Raw genomic sequence first — 15,012 nt, 5'->3', positions numbered from 1 at the left:
GTGCAGCCTCTTAAACGCTTTTAGATAACATTTTTCGATGAGTGTGGATCGACATCACGATGCCAAATCCGGCCATTAACACAATCAGCGCCGATCCGCCGTAGCTCACCAGCGGCAGCGGCACGCCAACCACCGGTAAGATACCACTAACCATGCCAATGTTAACGAAAACATACACAAACAGAATCAGCATCAGGCCGCCGGACATTACGCGACCAAAGGTGGTTTGCGCGCGTGCGGCAATCACCAGCCCGCGCATGATTAGCAGCAGATAAAGTACCAGCAGCAGCAGGACGCCCACCAGGCCGAGCTCTTCCGCCAGCACCGCGAAGATAAAGTCGGTGTGACGTTCGGGCAGAAACTCCAGCTGCGACTGGGTGCCGTGCAGCCAGCCTTTGCCGCGCAGGCCGCCGGAGCCGATAGCAATCTTGGACTGAATAATGTGGTAGCCGGCACCGAGCGGATCGCTCTCCGGATCGAGCAGCATCATCACGCGGTCGCGCTGATAATCGTGCATCAGGAAGAACCACAGAATCGGGATGAACGCCGCCACCAGCAGCACGGCCACGCCAATCAGCTTCCAGCTCATGCCGGAGAGGAACAGCACAAACAGGCCGGAGGCAGCGATCAGAATGGAGGTACCGAGGTCCGGCTGCGCCGCCACCAGCAGCGTCGGCATGAAAATCAGCACCAGCGCGATGCCGGTGTTTTTCAGCGTCGGCGGACAGACATCGCGGTTGATGAAGCGTGCCACCATCAGCGGCACGGCGATTTTAGCGATTTCCGACGGCTGAAAGCGCACAAAACCAAGATCGAGCCAGCGCTGTGCCCCTTTACTGATGTGGCCGAAGGCATCGACCGCCACCAGCAAAATTACGCAGACAATGTAGAGGTAGGGCGCCCAGCTTTCATACACGCGCGGCGGCACCTGCGCCATCACCAGCATGATGATGGTGCCCATGGCAATCTGCCCGAGCTTGCGCTCCATCATGCCCGGATCCTGGCCGCTGGCGCTCCAGATAACAATGGCGCTGTAGGCCAGCAGGCTGATGATGATCAGCATAAACAGCGGGTCGATATGGATACGCGTCCAGATCGTTCTTTTCTGGGGACTATCGTTCATCGACATCGTTATTCACCTTCGTAGCCGGGCGGCATGGGTGCGGCTTCTGGCAGCACGGTATTGTTGTCGCCCAGCATTATGTGGTCGAGAATCTGGCGCATCACGGTGCCCACCGCCGGGCCGGCACCGCCGTTTTCCAGAATCATGGTGACGGCGACGCGCGGCTTGTCGTACGGCGCGAAGGCGGTCATCAGCTTATGGTCACGCAGCCGTTCGGCAATTTTATGCGCGTTGTAAGTCTCATTCTCTTTCAGGCCAAACACCTGTGCGGTACCGGATTTCGCCGCAATCTTGTACGGTGCATCGGCAAAGCTTTTATGCGCGGTGCCGTTGGCGCGGTTGGCCACGCCATACATGCCGTCTTTGGCGATCTCCCAGTAGCCGGAATGAATGTCGCCAATCGGTGCATCCGGCGGCTGGCGATACGGCACCATGCTGTTGCCTTCACGGGTGGCGCGCAGCAGGTGAGGCACTTTAATCACGCCGTCGTTAATCAGGATCATCAGCGCTTTGTTCATCTGCACCGGCGTCGCTGTCCAGTAGCCCTGGCCGATACCGACCGGAATGGTATCGCCCTGATACCACGGCTTTTTAAAGCGTTTCATCTTCCATTCGCGCGTCGGCATGTTACCGGGACTCTCCTGCGGCAGGTCGATACCGGTACGGTGGCCGTAGCCGAATTTGGTCATCCACTCCGACAGGCGGTCGATGCCCATGTCATAGGCCACCTGATAGAAGAAGGTATCCGCCGACTCTTCCAGCGATTTGGTGACGTTGAGGCGACCGTGGCCCCACTTTTTCCAGTCGCGGTAGCGTTTTTCCGAGCCCGGCAGCTGCCACCAGCCCGGATCGAACAGGCTGGTATTGCGGTTGATCACGCCGGCGCTGAGCGCTGAGACCGCCACATAAGGTTTAACCGTGGAAGCTGGCGGATACGATGCCTGCAGCGCACGGTTATACAGCGGGCGGTTCTCATCGCCGAGCAGCGCCTTATAATCTTTACTCGAAATACCATCGACAAACAGATTCGGATCGTAACTGGGTGTGGAGACCAGTGCGAGAATCTCACCGGTGCGCGGATCGCTCACCACCACGGCGGCGCGGCTGCCGGTCAGCAGGGTTTCGATGTACTGCTGTAGTTTGAGATCGATGGTCAGCCAGATATCGCGTCCGGCCTGCGGTGACTGCTCATGCAGCTGACGGATCACGCGACCGCGGTTGTTGACTTCCACCTCTTCGTAGCCGGTTTTGCCGTGCAGCACATCTTCGTAATAGTTTTCGATGCCGAGCTTACCGATATCGTGTGTGGCTGCGTAGTTCGGCCATTTGCCTTCTTCATCAAGGCGCTTGACGTCACGATCGTTGATTTTCGAGACGTAACCCACCACGTGCGTCAGCGTCTGGCCGTAGGGATAGTAGCGGCGCTGGTAGCCTTTCACTTCCACGCCCGGGAAACGGTACTGGTTCACTGCGAAGCGCGCGACCTGCACTTCATTCAGGCCGGTTTTGACCGGAATCGAGGTAAATCGGCGCGAGCGCTTGCGCTCTTTTTCAAACGCATCGATATCGTCGTCGGTCAAATCCAGCACCGGCCGCAGATCCTGCAGCGTCTGCTTCAGATCATCGACTTTTTCCGGCACCAGCTCGGCCTGGTAAATGGTGCGATTGAGCGCCAGCGGCACACCGTTGCGGTCATAGATGATGCCGCGGCTGGGAGCGACCGGCACCAGTTTGATGCGGTTTTCGTTTGAACGGGTGCTGTAGTCGTCGAAGCGCAGGATCTGCAGATGATACAGATTGACCACCAGCACGCTGGAGAGCAGCAGGATGCCGACAAAGGCCACCAGGGCGCGGCGGACAAACAGTTTCTGTTCGGCAGTGTAATCGCGAAAAGCGTTGCTCTGTAATTTCATCCGCTGCGTTTATTGTCTGGAGGTTGTCAGGCGTTTATTCACGGTGATAAGGGTGATTAGTGGTAATACTCCAGGCACGATACAGGCTTTCCGCCACCAGCACACGCACCAGCGGATGCGGCAGCGTTAACGCGGACAGTGACCAGCTCTGCTCGGCTGCCGCTTTACACGCCGGTGCCAGGCCTTCCGGCCCACCAATCAGCAGGCTGACATCACGCCCGTCCAGCTTCCAGCGCTCTAACTGCTGCGCCAGCTGCGGCGTTTCCCATGGCTGTCCGGGAATATCCAGCGTCACAATGCGGTTGCCCTTGCCCACCGCCGCCAGCATCGCTTCACCTTCTTTTTCCAGAATGCGTTTGATGTCGGCGTTTTTGCCGCGTTTACCGGCCGGCACTTCAGTCAGCTCAAACGGCATATCTTTGGGAAAGCGACGCAGGTACTCCATGAAACCGGTCTGAACCCAGTCAGGCATTTTGGTGCCGACGGCGACAAGCTGCAGTTTCAACGTTTAGCTCCAGAGCTTTTCCAGCTCATACAGCTGGCGGCTCTCTTCCTGCATCACATGCACGATCACTTCACCGAGATCGACCACAACCCAGTCAGCAGCCGCTTTGCCGTCGACGCCGAGCGGTTTCAGGCCTGCCGCGCGCGATTCCTGCATCACATGGTCAGCGATGGAGGAGACGTGACGGTTGGAGGTCCCGGTACAGATAATCATGCAATCGGTGATGCTGGATTTGCCCTGCACATCAATCGCAACGATGTCCTGGCCTTTGAGATCATCAATCTTATCAATAACGAACTCTTGGAGTGCTTTGCCTTGCAAAAGGTTCCCCTTAAAAACAGGTGATTATGGGCAGGCTGAATGCCCCGGAAAACGCAGCCAAAAATGAAGCGGCGCAGTATAGCACGCGGCGATCAATCGCGATATAAGCCCGCGCGATCGATGTAGTCGATCACCGCCGCCGGCAGCAGATCGGCGCAGTCCAGGCCATGATGGCGGCGCTGGCGAATCTCAGTGGCAGAAATGTCGAACAGCGGCGTATCGGCCAGCCAGATGTGGCCTGCGGGTGCGCGATGCAACTGCTGCACTTGATGCGCGCGGTGCGCATCCAGCCACTGCTGCATCTCTGGCGTAGCCATCTGCGCGGCGTAGCCTGGACGCTGACAAACCAGCAGGTGACACAGCGACAGCAGCTCCTGCCAGCGATGCCATTTTCCTAACGTTAGCAGAGAATCCTGACCGATGATAAACCCGAGGGGCTGTTGTGCACCGCGCTCGGCGCGCAGGGTTTCCAGCGTGTCCACCGTCCATGACGGCGTGGTGCGCGTCAGCTCGCGCGTGTCGATATCAAACAGCGGACGATCGGCAATGGCGCAGCGCAGCATCGCCACGCGCTGTTGTGCGCTGGCTTCCGGCTGCGGCCGGTGCGGCGGCACGTTGTTCGGCAGCAGCGTCACTTTTTGCAGGCCAACCTGCTGCGCCAGCGCGGTGACCGGACGCAGATGCCCAAAATGAATTGGATCGAAGGTGCCGCCAAACAGCGCGTAAAGGTCAGACATCAGTTAAACCCAGCGGAAAATCACGATGGCACAGCAGCAACGACAGCGTCTCCAGCTGCGGCCACAGATTCTGACCGTAGTCCTGCTTCATGGTCAGTTCGAGTTGAGCCAGCAGATGCACCGCTTGCTGCAGCCGTTGCGCATCCAGTCGCTGCAGCGCTTCAGTGAACAGGGCACGGCGGTTCTGCCAGATACGCTGTTGATCCATCAGCGTGCGCAGCGGCTGCTTCGCCTGCTGGCGTTGCAGCTGCAGTAGCGTCAGCAGATCGCGCTGCAGCGTGCGCAGCAGAATCACCACTTCGCTGTCCTCTTTTTGCAGCTGACGCAAAATGTGCAGCGCGCGTTTGCTCTTGCCGGCCAGCAGCGCATCAACCCAGTGAAACGGCGTGAAATGCGCGGCATCGTTCACCGCTTCTTCCACGCGGGGCAGCGTCAGTTTGCCGTCCGGCCACAGCAGCGACAGCCGCTCCAGCGCCTGGGCCAGCGCCAGCAGATTACCTTCATAACAGTAGCAGAGCAGCTGAATTGCCGCGTCATCAATACTCAGCTGCAGGGCTTTCGCGCGGGCGGCCACCCAGCGCGGCAGCTGCGCCTGTTCCGGCGTCTGGCACGGCACCAGCACCGCACTGGCGCTGAGCGCTTTGAACCAGGCACTGTTTTCCTGCGCTTTGGTCAGCTTCGCCATCCGCAGCACCAGCATAATGTCGCTGTGCAGCAGCGCCGCCAGTTTCACCAGCTGTTCGGCGATGGCGGCGTTGGGGCCGTTTTCCGGCAGTTGCAGCGTCAGCGTCTGGCGCTGTGTGAACAGACTCAGCGACTGACAGCTGGCGAAAATCGCTTCCCAGTCAGTCTGCGCATCAACGCTGACGGAAAAATGCTCGTCGAAGCCCTGCTGAGCGGCGGCAGCGCGGATGGCATCTGCGCTCTCCTGAATCAGCAGGGGTTCATTACCGGTGAGAAAATAACAGGCGCGCAGCCCCTCTCGAAGCTGCGCGCGCAGTTGTTCAGGATAGATCCTGATCATTGCAGACTGGTGGCTGACGAGGAGGGCACTTCCGGTGAGTCCGCGCCTGGCGCAATCACTTCAGGTTGCGGCAGCGTCTCTTTGTTGCTCTCCTGCGCGGCGTGTACCGTCAGCAGCTTACGTACCAGCTGCTCGGCGGCACGCTGACGCATCTCCTGCACAATCATATCCTGCTCGGCATCCTTCGCCAGCGCGGCGTTCGGGTTGTCGAAGAACGAACGGTACACCGTGGTGCTGATCGGATAAATGCCTTTACCCGGCAGCAACACCTGCGCGCTGACGGTCATCACCAGCGAGTATTCGGCGGTGGTGCCGCTGATGAATACCGACGCGGTGTCGCGTCCCTGACTCTCCGCGCCGAGACGCAGCGTCGGGTATTGCGCACTGGCCGCTTTGCTGTCTTCAACGATTTTGACATCGTTGATGCGCAGCTGCTGACGCACGGTGCGCGCCAGCGGGCCATACGGATCGCCGCTCTGGACGATCAGCGTTTTCATTTCCGGTGGCACCTGCGTGGTGCCGCGCGGATGAAAACCACAGCCGGCAGTGACCAGCACTGCCAGCAGGACAAACAGCCTGATAACGAGTTGTCGCACAGTTCCTCCTGAACTTAACCTACGACCAGGTTAAGCAGTTTGCCAGGGACATAAATCACTTTACGAAGGGTGACGCCATCGAGATATTTCGCCACCAGATGCTCCTGTGCCGCACGCGCCTGCACCTGTTCCTGCGTCGCATCCGGCGCCACGGTAATTTTACCACGCACTTTACCGTTGACCTGCACCACCACCAGCAGCGAATCCTCTACCATTGCCGCTTCATCGGCAACCGGCCAGCTGGCGTCGTCGATGCTGCCTTCGCCACCCAGTGCCTGCCACAGCACGTAGCTGGCGTGCGGGGTGAATGGATAGAGCAGGCGCGTTACGGCGACCAGCGCTTCCTGCATCAGGGCGCGATCCTGTTCGCTCTCCTGCGGCGCGCGCAGCAGTTTGTTCATCAGCTCCATGATTGCCGCAATCGCGGTGTTGAAGGTCTGACGACGGCCGATGTCATCCGCCACTTTGGCGATGGTTTTGTGCAGATCGCGACGCAGCGCTTTCTGCTCATCGTTGAGCGCGTTGACATCCAGCGCCACGGTCGCGCCTTTAGCCACGTGATCGTACGCCAGCTTCCACACGCGTTTCAGGAAGCGGTTAGCGCCTTCCACGCCTGACTCCTGCCACTCCAGCGTCATTTCCGCCGGGGAGGCAAACATCATGAACAGACGCAAGGTATCTGCGCCGTAGCGCTCAACCATCAGCTGCGGGTCGATGCCGTTGTTTTTGGACTTCGACATTTTGCTCATGCCCGCGTAGATCACTTCGCGGCCCTGATTGTCGATGGCTTTGGTGATGCGGCCTTTTTCGTCGCGCTCGACGTTAACGTCAACCGGAGAAACCCAGTTGCGCTCGCCGTTGGCGCCGACGTAGTAGAAGGCGTCAGCCAGTACCATGCCCTGGCACAGCAGGCGTTTGGCCGGCTCGTCAGAGTTGACCAGGCCCGCGTCGCGCAGCAGCTTGTGGTAGAAGCGGAAATACATCAGGTGCATGATGGCGTGTTCGATACCGCCCACATACTGATCGACCGGCAGCCAGTAGTTCGCTGCCGCCGGATCCAGCATGCCTTCGTTGTAGTTCGCACAGGTGTAACGCGCGTAGTACCACGATGATTCCATAAAGGTGTCGAAGGTGTCGGTTTCACGCAGCGCCGGCTGACCGTTGACGGTGGTTTTCGCCCACTCCGGATCGGCTTTGATTGGGCTGGTGATACCGTCCATGACCACGTCTTCCGGCAAAATCACCGGCAGCTGATCTTCTGGCGTTGGCATTACGGTGCCATCTTCCAGCGTCACCATCGGAATTGGCGCACCCCAGTAGCGCTGGCGTGACACACCCCAGTCGCGCAGGCGATAGTTCACTTTACGCACGCCGACGCCTTTGGCCGCCAGCGCATCGGCGATGGCGTTGAAGCCGGCGTCGTGGTCCAGACCGTCAAACTCGCCGGAGTTGAACAGCGTGCCTTTTTCGGTCATCGCCGCGGCGCTGATATCCGGCACGGTACCGTCGAGGTTGAGCACCACCGGCTTGATGTTGAGATCGTATTTGGTGGCGAATTCCCAGTCGCGCTGGTCATGACCCGGTACGGCCATCACGGCACCGGTGCCGTACTCCATCAGCACGAAGTTAGCGACCCAGACCGGAATCTCTTCGCCCGTCAGCGGATGGATAGCGTGCAGGCCGGTGGCCATGCCTTTCTTCTCCATCGTGGCCATGTCCGCTTCGGCGACTTTGGTGTTGCTGCATTCAGCAATGAAGTCAGCCAGCGCCGGGTTGTTGACGGCAGCCTGGCGCGCCAGAGGATGACCGGCTGCCACGGCGACATAAGTTGCCCCCATGAAGGTGTCCGGACGAGTGGTGTAAACCGTGACTTTTTCCGCGCTGTTGGCCACGTCAAAGGTGATCTCGACACCTTCAGAACGGCCAATCCAGTTGCGCTGCATGGTCTTAACCTGCTCCGGCCAGTCTTCCAGCTTATCAAGGTCGTTGAGCAGCTCTTCGGCGTAATCGGTGATTTTCACGAACCACTGCGGGATCTCTTTGCGTTCGACTTTGGTGTCGCAGCGCCAGCAGCAGCCATCGATCACCTGTTCGTTCGCCAGTACGGTCTGGTCGTTCGGGCACCAGTTGACTGCGGAGGTTTTTTTGTAGACCAGACCTTTTTCGTACAGTTTGGTGAAGAACCACTGTTCCCAGCGATAATACTCAGGCTGACAGGTCGCCAGTTCGCGACTCCAGTCATAGCCGAAGCCCAGCAGTTTCAGCTGGTTTTTCATGTATTCGATGTTGTCGTAGGTCCAGGGTGCTGGCGCGGTGTTGTTTTTCACCGCCGCCCCTTCAGCGGGCAGGCCAAAGGCATCCCAGCCAATCGGCTGCAGGACGTTTTTGCCCAGCATGCGCTGGTAGCGCGCAATCACATCGCCAATGGTGTAGTTACGCACGTGGCCCATGTGCAGGCGGCCAGAAGGATAGGGCAGCATAGACAGGCAGTAGTATTTCTCTTTGCCTTCCTGCTCGGTCACTTTGAAGGTTTCGTTTTCGTCCCAGTGCTGCTGGACGCGGGATTCTATCTCTTCCGGGCGGTATTGCTCTTGCATGGCTGCCTGTGGTCCTTGTGAAATCGTTTTTTTAAACACTTTTGATCCGCATAGCATACCCATAAGGCCGCCCCTCAACAACAATTGACGCCCTCCGGCGGCGTGATTTGTGCGGAATGCGCCAGCGCTTTCACCCTTTTGCGATTTCCTCTGCGCTAAGCGCAGCAAATATGGCAAAGCGGCTAAACTTAACTCAGCATCCGCAGCGGAAAGGAGAACAAAATGAATAATGTGGCGCAGGAGTATCGTGCAACCGTAGCAGCATTAACCCAGCGGCTGGAGCGTGGCGAGCGTGATGTCGACGCACTGGTCGCCGAGGCGCGCAGCGCGCTGCTGCAGAAACAGACGCTGACCACCGCCGAAGTCGACGAGGTCATGCGCGCGGTGCGGCGCGATTTGCACGAGTTCGCGCTCAGCTATCAGGAATCCAGCGAAGCGCTCGGCGATTCAGTGTTTCTGCGGGTGATCCGTGAAAGCCTGTGGAAAGAGCTGGCCGATATCACCGATAAGAGCCAGCTGGAGTGGCGCGAAGTGTTTCAGGATCTGCGGCATCACGGCGTGTATCAGAGCGGCGAAGTGGTGGGTCTGGGTAACCTGGTGTGTGAAAAGTGCGGCTTTACCCGGGCGATTTACACCCCGGAAAGCCTGACGCGCTGCCCGGAGTGCGGCCACGATCAGTTCCAGCGTCAGCCGTTTGAGCCCTGAATTATCACCGTGCTCTGAAGCAAAAAAAGTATTGTTGCTGAAGGCGTGCGGACTGCCAGAAGGGAACCTGAACACGCCCGGATCGGCAAAACCCGCATCCCTGCGTGCCTCGACACGCGGCATCCCTGCCGCGTGACGTCCGGCTTAGTTCAGGATCCCTTCTGCCGTAAAAAACAGGTGCGGCGGTATGCGCGCATTTAGTTACCGCGATGATGAAGCTTAATGGTGCGCATCACAGCAGCAATATATCGATTTTGGTGAAGGGCAGGAGGGGCAAGATAAGCCCTGACGCTGGCGGTCCGTGGACCGCCAGAATGGTGAGTATCAGTGCAGGATCTTCGCGAGGAAGTCTTTGGCGCGGTCGGACTGCGGATTGCTGAAGAAGTCATCCTTGTTGGTATCTTCAACGATCTTCCCTTCGTCCATAAAGATGACACGATTCGCCACTTTGCGTGCAAAGCCCATCTCGTGCGTCACCACCATCATCGTCATGCCTTCGTTGGCTAATTCCACCATGACGTCCAGCACTTCGTTGATCATCTCCGGATCCAGTGCGGAAGTCGGTTCATCGAACAGCATAGCGATAGGATCCATGCACAGCGCACGGGCGATGGCGACGCGCTGCTGCTGACCGCCAGACAGCTGACCAGGGAATTTCTCCGCATGCGCCGCCAGACCCACGCGCTTCAGCAGGGCAAGGCCCTTGTCGCGTGCGGCAGTTTTGTCGCGCTTCAGCACTTTCACCTGTGCCAGCACCAGGTTATCAATGATGCTGAGATGCGGGAACAGTTCGAAGTGCTGGAACACCATGCCCACTTTGCTGCGCAGTTGAGCGAGATTGGTTTTTTTGTTGTTCACCTCGGTACCGTTCACCTGAATGCTACCCTGCTGCACGGGCTCCAGCCCGTTCACCGTTTTAATCAGCGTCGATTTACCCGAGCCGGACGGCCCGCAGACCACCACTACTTCACCTTTCTTCACTTCGGTGGAGCAGTCGGTCAGCACCTGAAAGTGCCCATACCACTTAGAAACATTTTTCAGGCTAATCATTTAAACCGTCCTTTTTCTTTTCAGATAACTTACCAACAGCGAAGCGCTCAGGCTGATCACGAAGTAGACCAGACCGGCAAACAGAACCATTTCTACCTGGGTACCGTCACGTTCACCGATGGTGGACGCGGTGCGGAAGAAGTCCGCCAGGCTTAACACATACACCAGCGAGGTATCCTGGAACAGCACGATGCCCTGCGTCAGCAGCAGCGGCACCATGGCGCGGAACGCCTGCGGCAGGATGATCAGCTTCATCGACTGCCACTGCGTCATACCCAGCGCCAGCGCCGCGTTGGACTGACCGCGTGAGATGCTCTGGATACCGGCGCGGATAATCTCCGAATAGTAAGCGGCTTCAAACAGCGCAAACGCCACCATGGCGGAGATCAGGCGGATATCGGTTTTTGGCGACAGTCCAAGCACCTGCTGCAGAAAGCTGGGAACCACCAGATAGAACCACAGCAGCACCATCACCAGCGGTACCGAGCGGAACAGGTTCACGTACAGTTTGGCGAACCAGCGGATCGGGGCGAACGCGGACAAACGCATCACCGCCAGAATGGTGCCCCAGATAATGCCAAACACCACCGCCACCGCCGTGATTTTCAGCGTAATGATCATGCCGTTCAGCAGATAGGGCAGGCTGGGCGGAATCGAACTCCAGTCAAAATCGTACATTATTTGCCTCCCAGGTTGCCGGGCAGGCGGATTTTGCGTTCTACCAGACTCATAATCAGCATGATCACCAGGTTAATACCGACGTAGGCCAGGGTGATAGCGGTGAAAGATTCATAGGCATGCGCCGAGTAATCCAGCAGCTTGCCCGCCTGCGCCGCCAGGTCGACCAGACCGATGGTAGAGGCGATGGCGGAGTTCTTCACCAGGTTAAGCATTTCCGAGGTCATCGGCGGCACAATCACGCGGTAGGCGTTAGGCAGCAGCACGTAGCGGTAGGTCTGCGGCAGTGTCAGGCCCATCGCCAGACCGGCGTTTTTCTGGCCGCGCGGCAGCGACTGAATCGCGGCGCGCACCTGCTCACACACGCGTGCGGCGGTGAACAGACCGAGACAGATGGTTGAAGAGAGGAAAAACTGGATGTTCGGGTCCAGTTCAGCCTTAAACCACATGCCGAGCTTCTCCCCGACCAGTTCTGGCGCCACCAGATACCAGAAGAAGAACTGCACTATCAGCGGGATATTACGAAACAGCTCCACGTAGCAGGTGCCAATCGTGGACAGCCAGCGATTAGGCACGGTACGCAGAATGCCAAAGAAGGAACCTACCAGGAAGGCGATAATCCAGGCGCAGCAGGAGACCGCGACGGTCACCTGAAATCCGGACCACAGCCAGCCGAGGTAAGTCGTATTGCCGAACGGAGCCTGCTGTAAAAAGATGCCCCAGTTCCAATCGATACCCATAACGAGCTCCGGTAAAAAAAGGGTAGCGAGGCTACCCATAAGATTGTTGAGCGGTGTCTTGTGTCCTGCTTCAGGGGAACGGCCTGTTACAGTCTGTCTGTCCGCACCGCGTGTTCAGCAATCGAGAGGGCAGCAGTGCCGCCCTTGTTTTCATTGTTAATTCAGAGTGCTTTGTCGTTCGGTGCTTTAAACAGCGCCTGCATGTCAGAAGACAGCTCGAAGTTCAGGTTCAGGTTCTTCGGCGGAATTGGCTGTTTGAACCAGGTATCGAACCATTTGGTGGCTTCACCCGACGTCTGCGCTTTGGCGATGGTGTCATCCATCAGCTGTTTAAACGGCGCATCGTCTTTACGCAGCATGCAGCCGTAGGCTTCTTTGGACTGCGGCGTACCCGTGATTTCCCAGTTATCCGGTTTCTTCGCCTTGGCACGTTCACCGGCCAGCAGCGCGTCATCCATCATGAAGGCCACTGCGCGACCGGTTTCCAGCGTGCGGAACGAGTCACCGTGATCTTTCGCGCTGATGATGCGCATATCCATTTTCTTCTCGTCATTCAGCTTGCGCAGCAGAATCTCAGAGGTGGTGCCCGAGGTGACGACCACGGTTTTGCCTTTCAGATCGGCGAAATCTTTAATGTCGCCACCTTTTTTCACCAGCAGACGCGTACCGATGATGAAGATGGTGTCAGAGAACGCCGCCTGCTGCTGACGTTCTACGTTATTGGTGGTCGAGCCACACTCGAAATCGTAGGTGCCGTTCTGCAGCAGCGGAATACGGTTTTGTGAGGTGATCGGCAGCATTTTGACCTGCAGATCCGGCTTATTCAGTTTCGCTTTGATGGCGGCAACAATGGCGTTGGAGTAGTCCTGCGAATAGCCCACCACTTTCTGCTGGTTGTCGTAGTAAGAAAAGGGAACGGATGACTCACGGTGCCCCACGACAATCACGCCACTATCATTGATTTTTTTCAGGGTGCCGGTGAGATCTTCCGCCTGGGCCGCGCCCGCTGCTGCGCCCAACAGCAGAAGCGATAATGCCACTTTGCGAATCTGCATGTTCCTACTCCTTCGTGTGAATGTTGCGCAGAACATAAACTGCGCAGATTGTGATGTTGTGTGTATTTCCTGCTGCTTTTTTAATTATCCCTTAGCGCAACTGCGCGCAGGATAGTGATTAACATAGCGAATTGTTAACGTAATGAAACAAAAAAGTTCGTTTTTTGCGAGCCGCTCCGCACCAATAAGAGGCAAAAAACAGCCTCTGCGCCAATTAAGTGCGCTTCGGTGCCAGATCATGGTGCGCAAACGTGGCATTACGCTGACAAATCACGGATGTTGCTAAAACCACTGAAATAATTAGCAATGATCGTGCCAGTACGCGGAGAGCGGGCAAAAAGGCAGCAGAAAGTGGTGGTGACTAAGGATAAAGGGAGCGGAAAACTGCGCAGAAAAAAGGCGAAGCCTGCGCTTCGCCTGGTAAAGGGGGCGGGATATCAGGTGCGGCGGCGTAAAATCGCCAGCACGATGCCCGCCAGCGTCAGCAGCCATACCGGCCAGATACCGACGCGTGCATACGGCGTTTCCCCGCTGGCAGGCGTGACTGTTGCGCTCAGCACTTCGCGGGTGAACTGCGGGATGATGTTCTCCACGTCTCCCTGCGCATTCACCACTGCGGTAACACCGTTGTTCGTTGAGCGCAGCAGCGGGCGACCCAGCTCCAGCGCACGCATGCGTGCCATCTGGAAATGCTGCCACGGACCAATCGAATGACCGAACCAGGCATCGTTCGACACCGTCAGCAGGAAGTTGGTGTCCGGACGGAAGTTGGCGCGCACCTGTTCGCCCAGTACGATCTCATAGCAAATGGCGCTGGTGAGGTTGTAGCCCGCCACTTTCAGCTGCGGCTGCAGGTAGGCGCCACGGCTGAACGAGGACATCGGCAGGTCGAAGAACGGCGCCAGCGGACGCAGCAGACCTTCCAGCGGCACAAACTCGCCAAACGGCACCAGGTGGTTTTTCTGGTAGCGGTTGCGGCTCTGATAGCTGTAAGGCTGCGCGCCGCCCAGCACAATCACCGAGTTGTAATCGTGATAGCGGTTATCGCTCTCCACGCGCGAATCAACAATGCCGGTGATCAGCGTGCTGCCGCGCGCGCGCAGTTCGTCATCCAGCGCATGCAGAAACGGCTGCTGATTACTCTCCAGATCGGTAATTGCCGACTCCGGCCAGATGATGATTGGCGCTTTGCCGAAAAACGGCTTGCTGTATGCGGTATAGACGCGCAGCGTGGTCAGCAGCTGCTGCGGATCCCACTTCATTGACTGCGGAATATTGCCCTGCACCATCGCTACATTGACGCTGCGCTGCGGCAGCGGCTCATACCACTGCAGCATCCGCAGTGGCCACGGCAGCAGCAGCAGCGCGACGGCGATAATCAGGTTTTTCACGCTGCGGTGGTAGCAGGCCGAGGCCAGCAGGCCGGCAATCACCATTAGCAGGAAGGTGATGGTTTCCACGCCAGCCAGCGGCGCCAGGCCTTTCAGCGGCCCATCGATCTGGCTGTAGCCAAACTGCAGCCACGGAAAGCCGGTCAGCACCCAGCCGCGCAGAAACTCGGTGATCTGCCACAGCGCCGGTGCCGCCAGCGCCATGCGCCACAGCGTGGCCCGCGGCCAGAAGCGGTTCAGCAGCAGGGCAAACAGCAGCGGGTAGAGCGCCAGATAGGCGGCGAGCAGCACCACGAGGAACACATTGACCGGGCCGGGCATGCCGCCAAACGTCGCAATGCTGACGTACACCCAGTTGATGCCGCTGCCGAACAGGCCAAAGCCCCAGGCAAAACCGATACCTGCCGCCTGCGCGCTGCGGCGATCCAGCAACAGCAGTTGCAAACCGGCCAGAGAGAGCAGGGCGGCGGGCCAGAAATCATACGGGGAAAAGGAAAGGGTGCCCGCGGCACCCAGAATTAACGCCAGCAGCAGGCGAACCCGCTGCTGCGAGTAGAGAGAGGCTAATGCCATAAAA

At 58.2% G+C, this 15,012-nt stretch carries 14 protein-coding genes; 1 reads left to right on the top strand and 13 read right to left on the bottom strand.

The window, feature by feature from the left end; all coding sequences use genetic code 11:
- Window positions 1-10 precede the first annotated feature (10 nt).
- The 8 genes from mrdB to leuS form a co-directional block, all read right to left on the bottom strand.
- Window positions 11-1,123 carry a peptidoglycan glycosyltransferase MrdB gene (gene mrdB, locus F3I21_RS05425; RefSeq protein WP_031279886.1) on the bottom strand — a complete coding sequence of 371 codons (1,113 nt, stop codon included), beginning with the start codon at window positions 1,121-1,123 and terminating at the stop codon, window positions 11-13.
- Between the two features lie 8 nt (window positions 1,124-1,131).
- On the bottom strand, window positions 1,132-3,036 hold the full coding sequence (gene mrdA / locus F3I21_RS05420) for a peptidoglycan DD-transpeptidase MrdA (RefSeq protein ID WP_021508584.1): 1,905 nt from the start codon (window positions 3,034-3,036) through the stop codon (window positions 1,132-1,134).
- Between the two features lie 34 nt (window positions 3,037-3,070).
- Entirely contained in the window at window positions 3,071-3,541 is a 471-nt protein-coding gene (rlmH, locus tag F3I21_RS05415; protein ID WP_058757899.1) for a 23S rRNA (pseudouridine(1915)-N(3))-methyltransferase RlmH, read from the bottom strand.
- A gap of 3 nt (window positions 3,542-3,544) precedes the next feature.
- Entirely contained in the window at window positions 3,545-3,862 is a 318-nt protein-coding gene (gene rsfS / locus F3I21_RS05410; RefSeq protein WP_021508582.1) for a ribosome silencing factor, read from the bottom strand.
- Between the two features lie 92 nt (window positions 3,863-3,954).
- Complete coding sequence (gene nadD, locus F3I21_RS05405; RefSeq protein WP_150058447.1) at window positions 3,955-4,599, bottom strand: nicotinate-nucleotide adenylyltransferase; 645 nt, start codon at window positions 4,597-4,599, stop codon at window positions 3,955-3,957.
- On the bottom strand, window positions 4,592-5,623 hold the full coding sequence (gene holA / locus F3I21_RS05400; protein WP_021508580.1) for a DNA polymerase III subunit delta: 1,032 nt from the start codon (window positions 5,621-5,623) through the stop codon (window positions 4,592-4,594). The genes nadD and holA overlap by 8 nt, the downstream gene beginning before the upstream one ends.
- Complete coding sequence (gene lptE, locus F3I21_RS05395; RefSeq protein WP_021508579.1) at window positions 5,620-6,219, bottom strand: LPS assembly lipoprotein LptE; 600 nt, start codon at window positions 6,217-6,219, stop codon at window positions 5,620-5,622. The genes holA and lptE overlap by 4 nt, the downstream gene beginning before the upstream one ends.
- A 14-nt stretch (window positions 6,220-6,233) precedes the next feature.
- A complete protein-coding gene (leuS, locus tag F3I21_RS05390) occupies window positions 6,234-8,816 on the bottom strand; it encodes a leucine--tRNA ligase (protein ID WP_150058446.1) in 2,583 nt (860 codons plus the stop codon).
- Window positions 8,817-9,038: 222 nt separating this feature from the next.
- Between leuS and F3I21_RS05385 the strand changes: the two genes are divergently transcribed.
- Complete coding sequence (locus F3I21_RS05385; protein ID WP_021508577.1) at window positions 9,039-9,521, top strand: zinc ribbon-containing protein; 483 nt, start codon at window positions 9,039-9,041, stop codon at window positions 9,519-9,521.
- Window positions 9,522-9,845: 324 nt separating this feature from the next.
- Here F3I21_RS05385 and F3I21_RS05380 read toward each other — a convergent pair whose 3' ends face one another.
- From F3I21_RS05380 to lnt, 5 genes are all read right to left on the bottom strand, one after another.
- Window positions 9,846-10,571: an amino acid ABC transporter ATP-binding protein gene (locus F3I21_RS05380; protein ID WP_058757895.1), complete on the bottom strand. Its 726-nt coding sequence runs from the start codon at window positions 10,569-10,571 to the stop codon at window positions 9,846-9,848.
- A complete protein-coding gene (gene gltK / locus F3I21_RS05375) occupies window positions 10,572-11,249 on the bottom strand; it encodes a glutamate/aspartate ABC transporter permease GltK (protein WP_021508575.1) in 678 nt (225 codons plus the stop codon).
- Window positions 11,249-11,989 carry an amino acid ABC transporter permease gene (locus F3I21_RS05370; protein ID WP_021508574.1) on the bottom strand — a complete coding sequence of 247 codons (741 nt, stop codon included), beginning with the start codon at window positions 11,987-11,989 and terminating at the stop codon, window positions 11,249-11,251. Before F3I21_RS05370 ends, gltK begins: the two co-directional genes overlap by 1 nt.
- Before the next feature lie 161 nt (window positions 11,990-12,150).
- Complete coding sequence (locus tag F3I21_RS05365; protein ID WP_021508573.1) at window positions 12,151-13,044, bottom strand: glutamate/aspartate ABC transporter substrate-binding protein; 894 nt, start codon at window positions 13,042-13,044, stop codon at window positions 12,151-12,153.
- 437 nt (window positions 13,045-13,481) lie between these two features.
- Window positions 13,482-15,008 carry an apolipoprotein N-acyltransferase gene (gene lnt, locus F3I21_RS05360; RefSeq protein ID WP_150058445.1) on the bottom strand — a complete coding sequence of 509 codons (1,527 nt, stop codon included), beginning with the start codon at window positions 15,006-15,008 and terminating at the stop codon, window positions 13,482-13,484.
- Between the last annotated feature and the right edge of the window lie 4 nt (window positions 15,009-15,012).

The organism is Pantoea sp. B_9 (assembly GCF_008632015.1).
Lineage (GTDB): Bacteria > Pseudomonadota > Gammaproteobacteria > Enterobacterales > Enterobacteriaceae > Pantoea > Pantoea dispersa.
This window is presented reverse-complemented; position numbering and strand designations above follow the sequence as displayed.

Excerpts from the sequence above, each read along its gene's own strand:
- gltK (WP_021508575.1), bottom strand. The coding sequence starts at position 11,249 with ATGTACGATTTTGACTGGAGTTCGATTCCGCCCAGCCTGCCCTATCTG.
- F3I21_RS05365 (WP_021508573.1), bottom strand. The coding sequence starts at position 13,044 with ATGCAGATTCGCAAAGTGGCATTATCGCTTCTGCTGTTGGGCGCAGCA.
- F3I21_RS05385 (WP_021508577.1), top strand. The coding sequence starts at position 9,039 with ATGAATAATGTGGCGCAGGAGTATCGTGCAACCGTAGCAGCATTAACC.
- lnt (WP_150058445.1), bottom strand. The coding sequence starts at position 15,008 with ATGGCATTAGCCTCTCTCTACTCGCAGCAGCGGGTTCGCCTGCTGCTG.
- mrdA (WP_021508584.1), bottom strand. The coding sequence starts at position 3,036 with ATGAAATTACAGAGCAACGCTTTTCGCGATTACACTGCCGAACAGAAA.
- holA (WP_021508580.1), bottom strand. The coding sequence starts at position 5,623 with ATGATCAGGATCTATCCTGAACAACTGCGCGCGCAGCTTCGAGAGGGG.
- leuS (WP_150058446.1), bottom strand. The coding sequence starts at position 8,816 with ATGCAAGAGCAATACCGCCCGGAAGAGATAGAATCCCGCGTCCAGCAG.
- F3I21_RS05370 (WP_021508574.1), bottom strand. The coding sequence starts at position 11,989 with ATGGGTATCGATTGGAACTGGGGCATCTTTTTACAGCAGGCTCCGTTC.
- F3I21_RS05380 (WP_058757895.1), bottom strand. The coding sequence starts at position 10,571 with ATGATTAGCCTGAAAAATGTTTCTAAGTGGTATGGGCACTTTCAGGTG.
- nadD (WP_150058447.1), bottom strand. The coding sequence starts at position 4,599 with ATGTCTGACCTTTACGCGCTGTTTGGCGGCACCTTCGATCCAATTCAT.
- mrdB (WP_031279886.1), bottom strand. The coding sequence starts at position 1,123 with ATGAACGATAGTCCCCAGAAAAGAACGATCTGGACGCGTATCCATATC.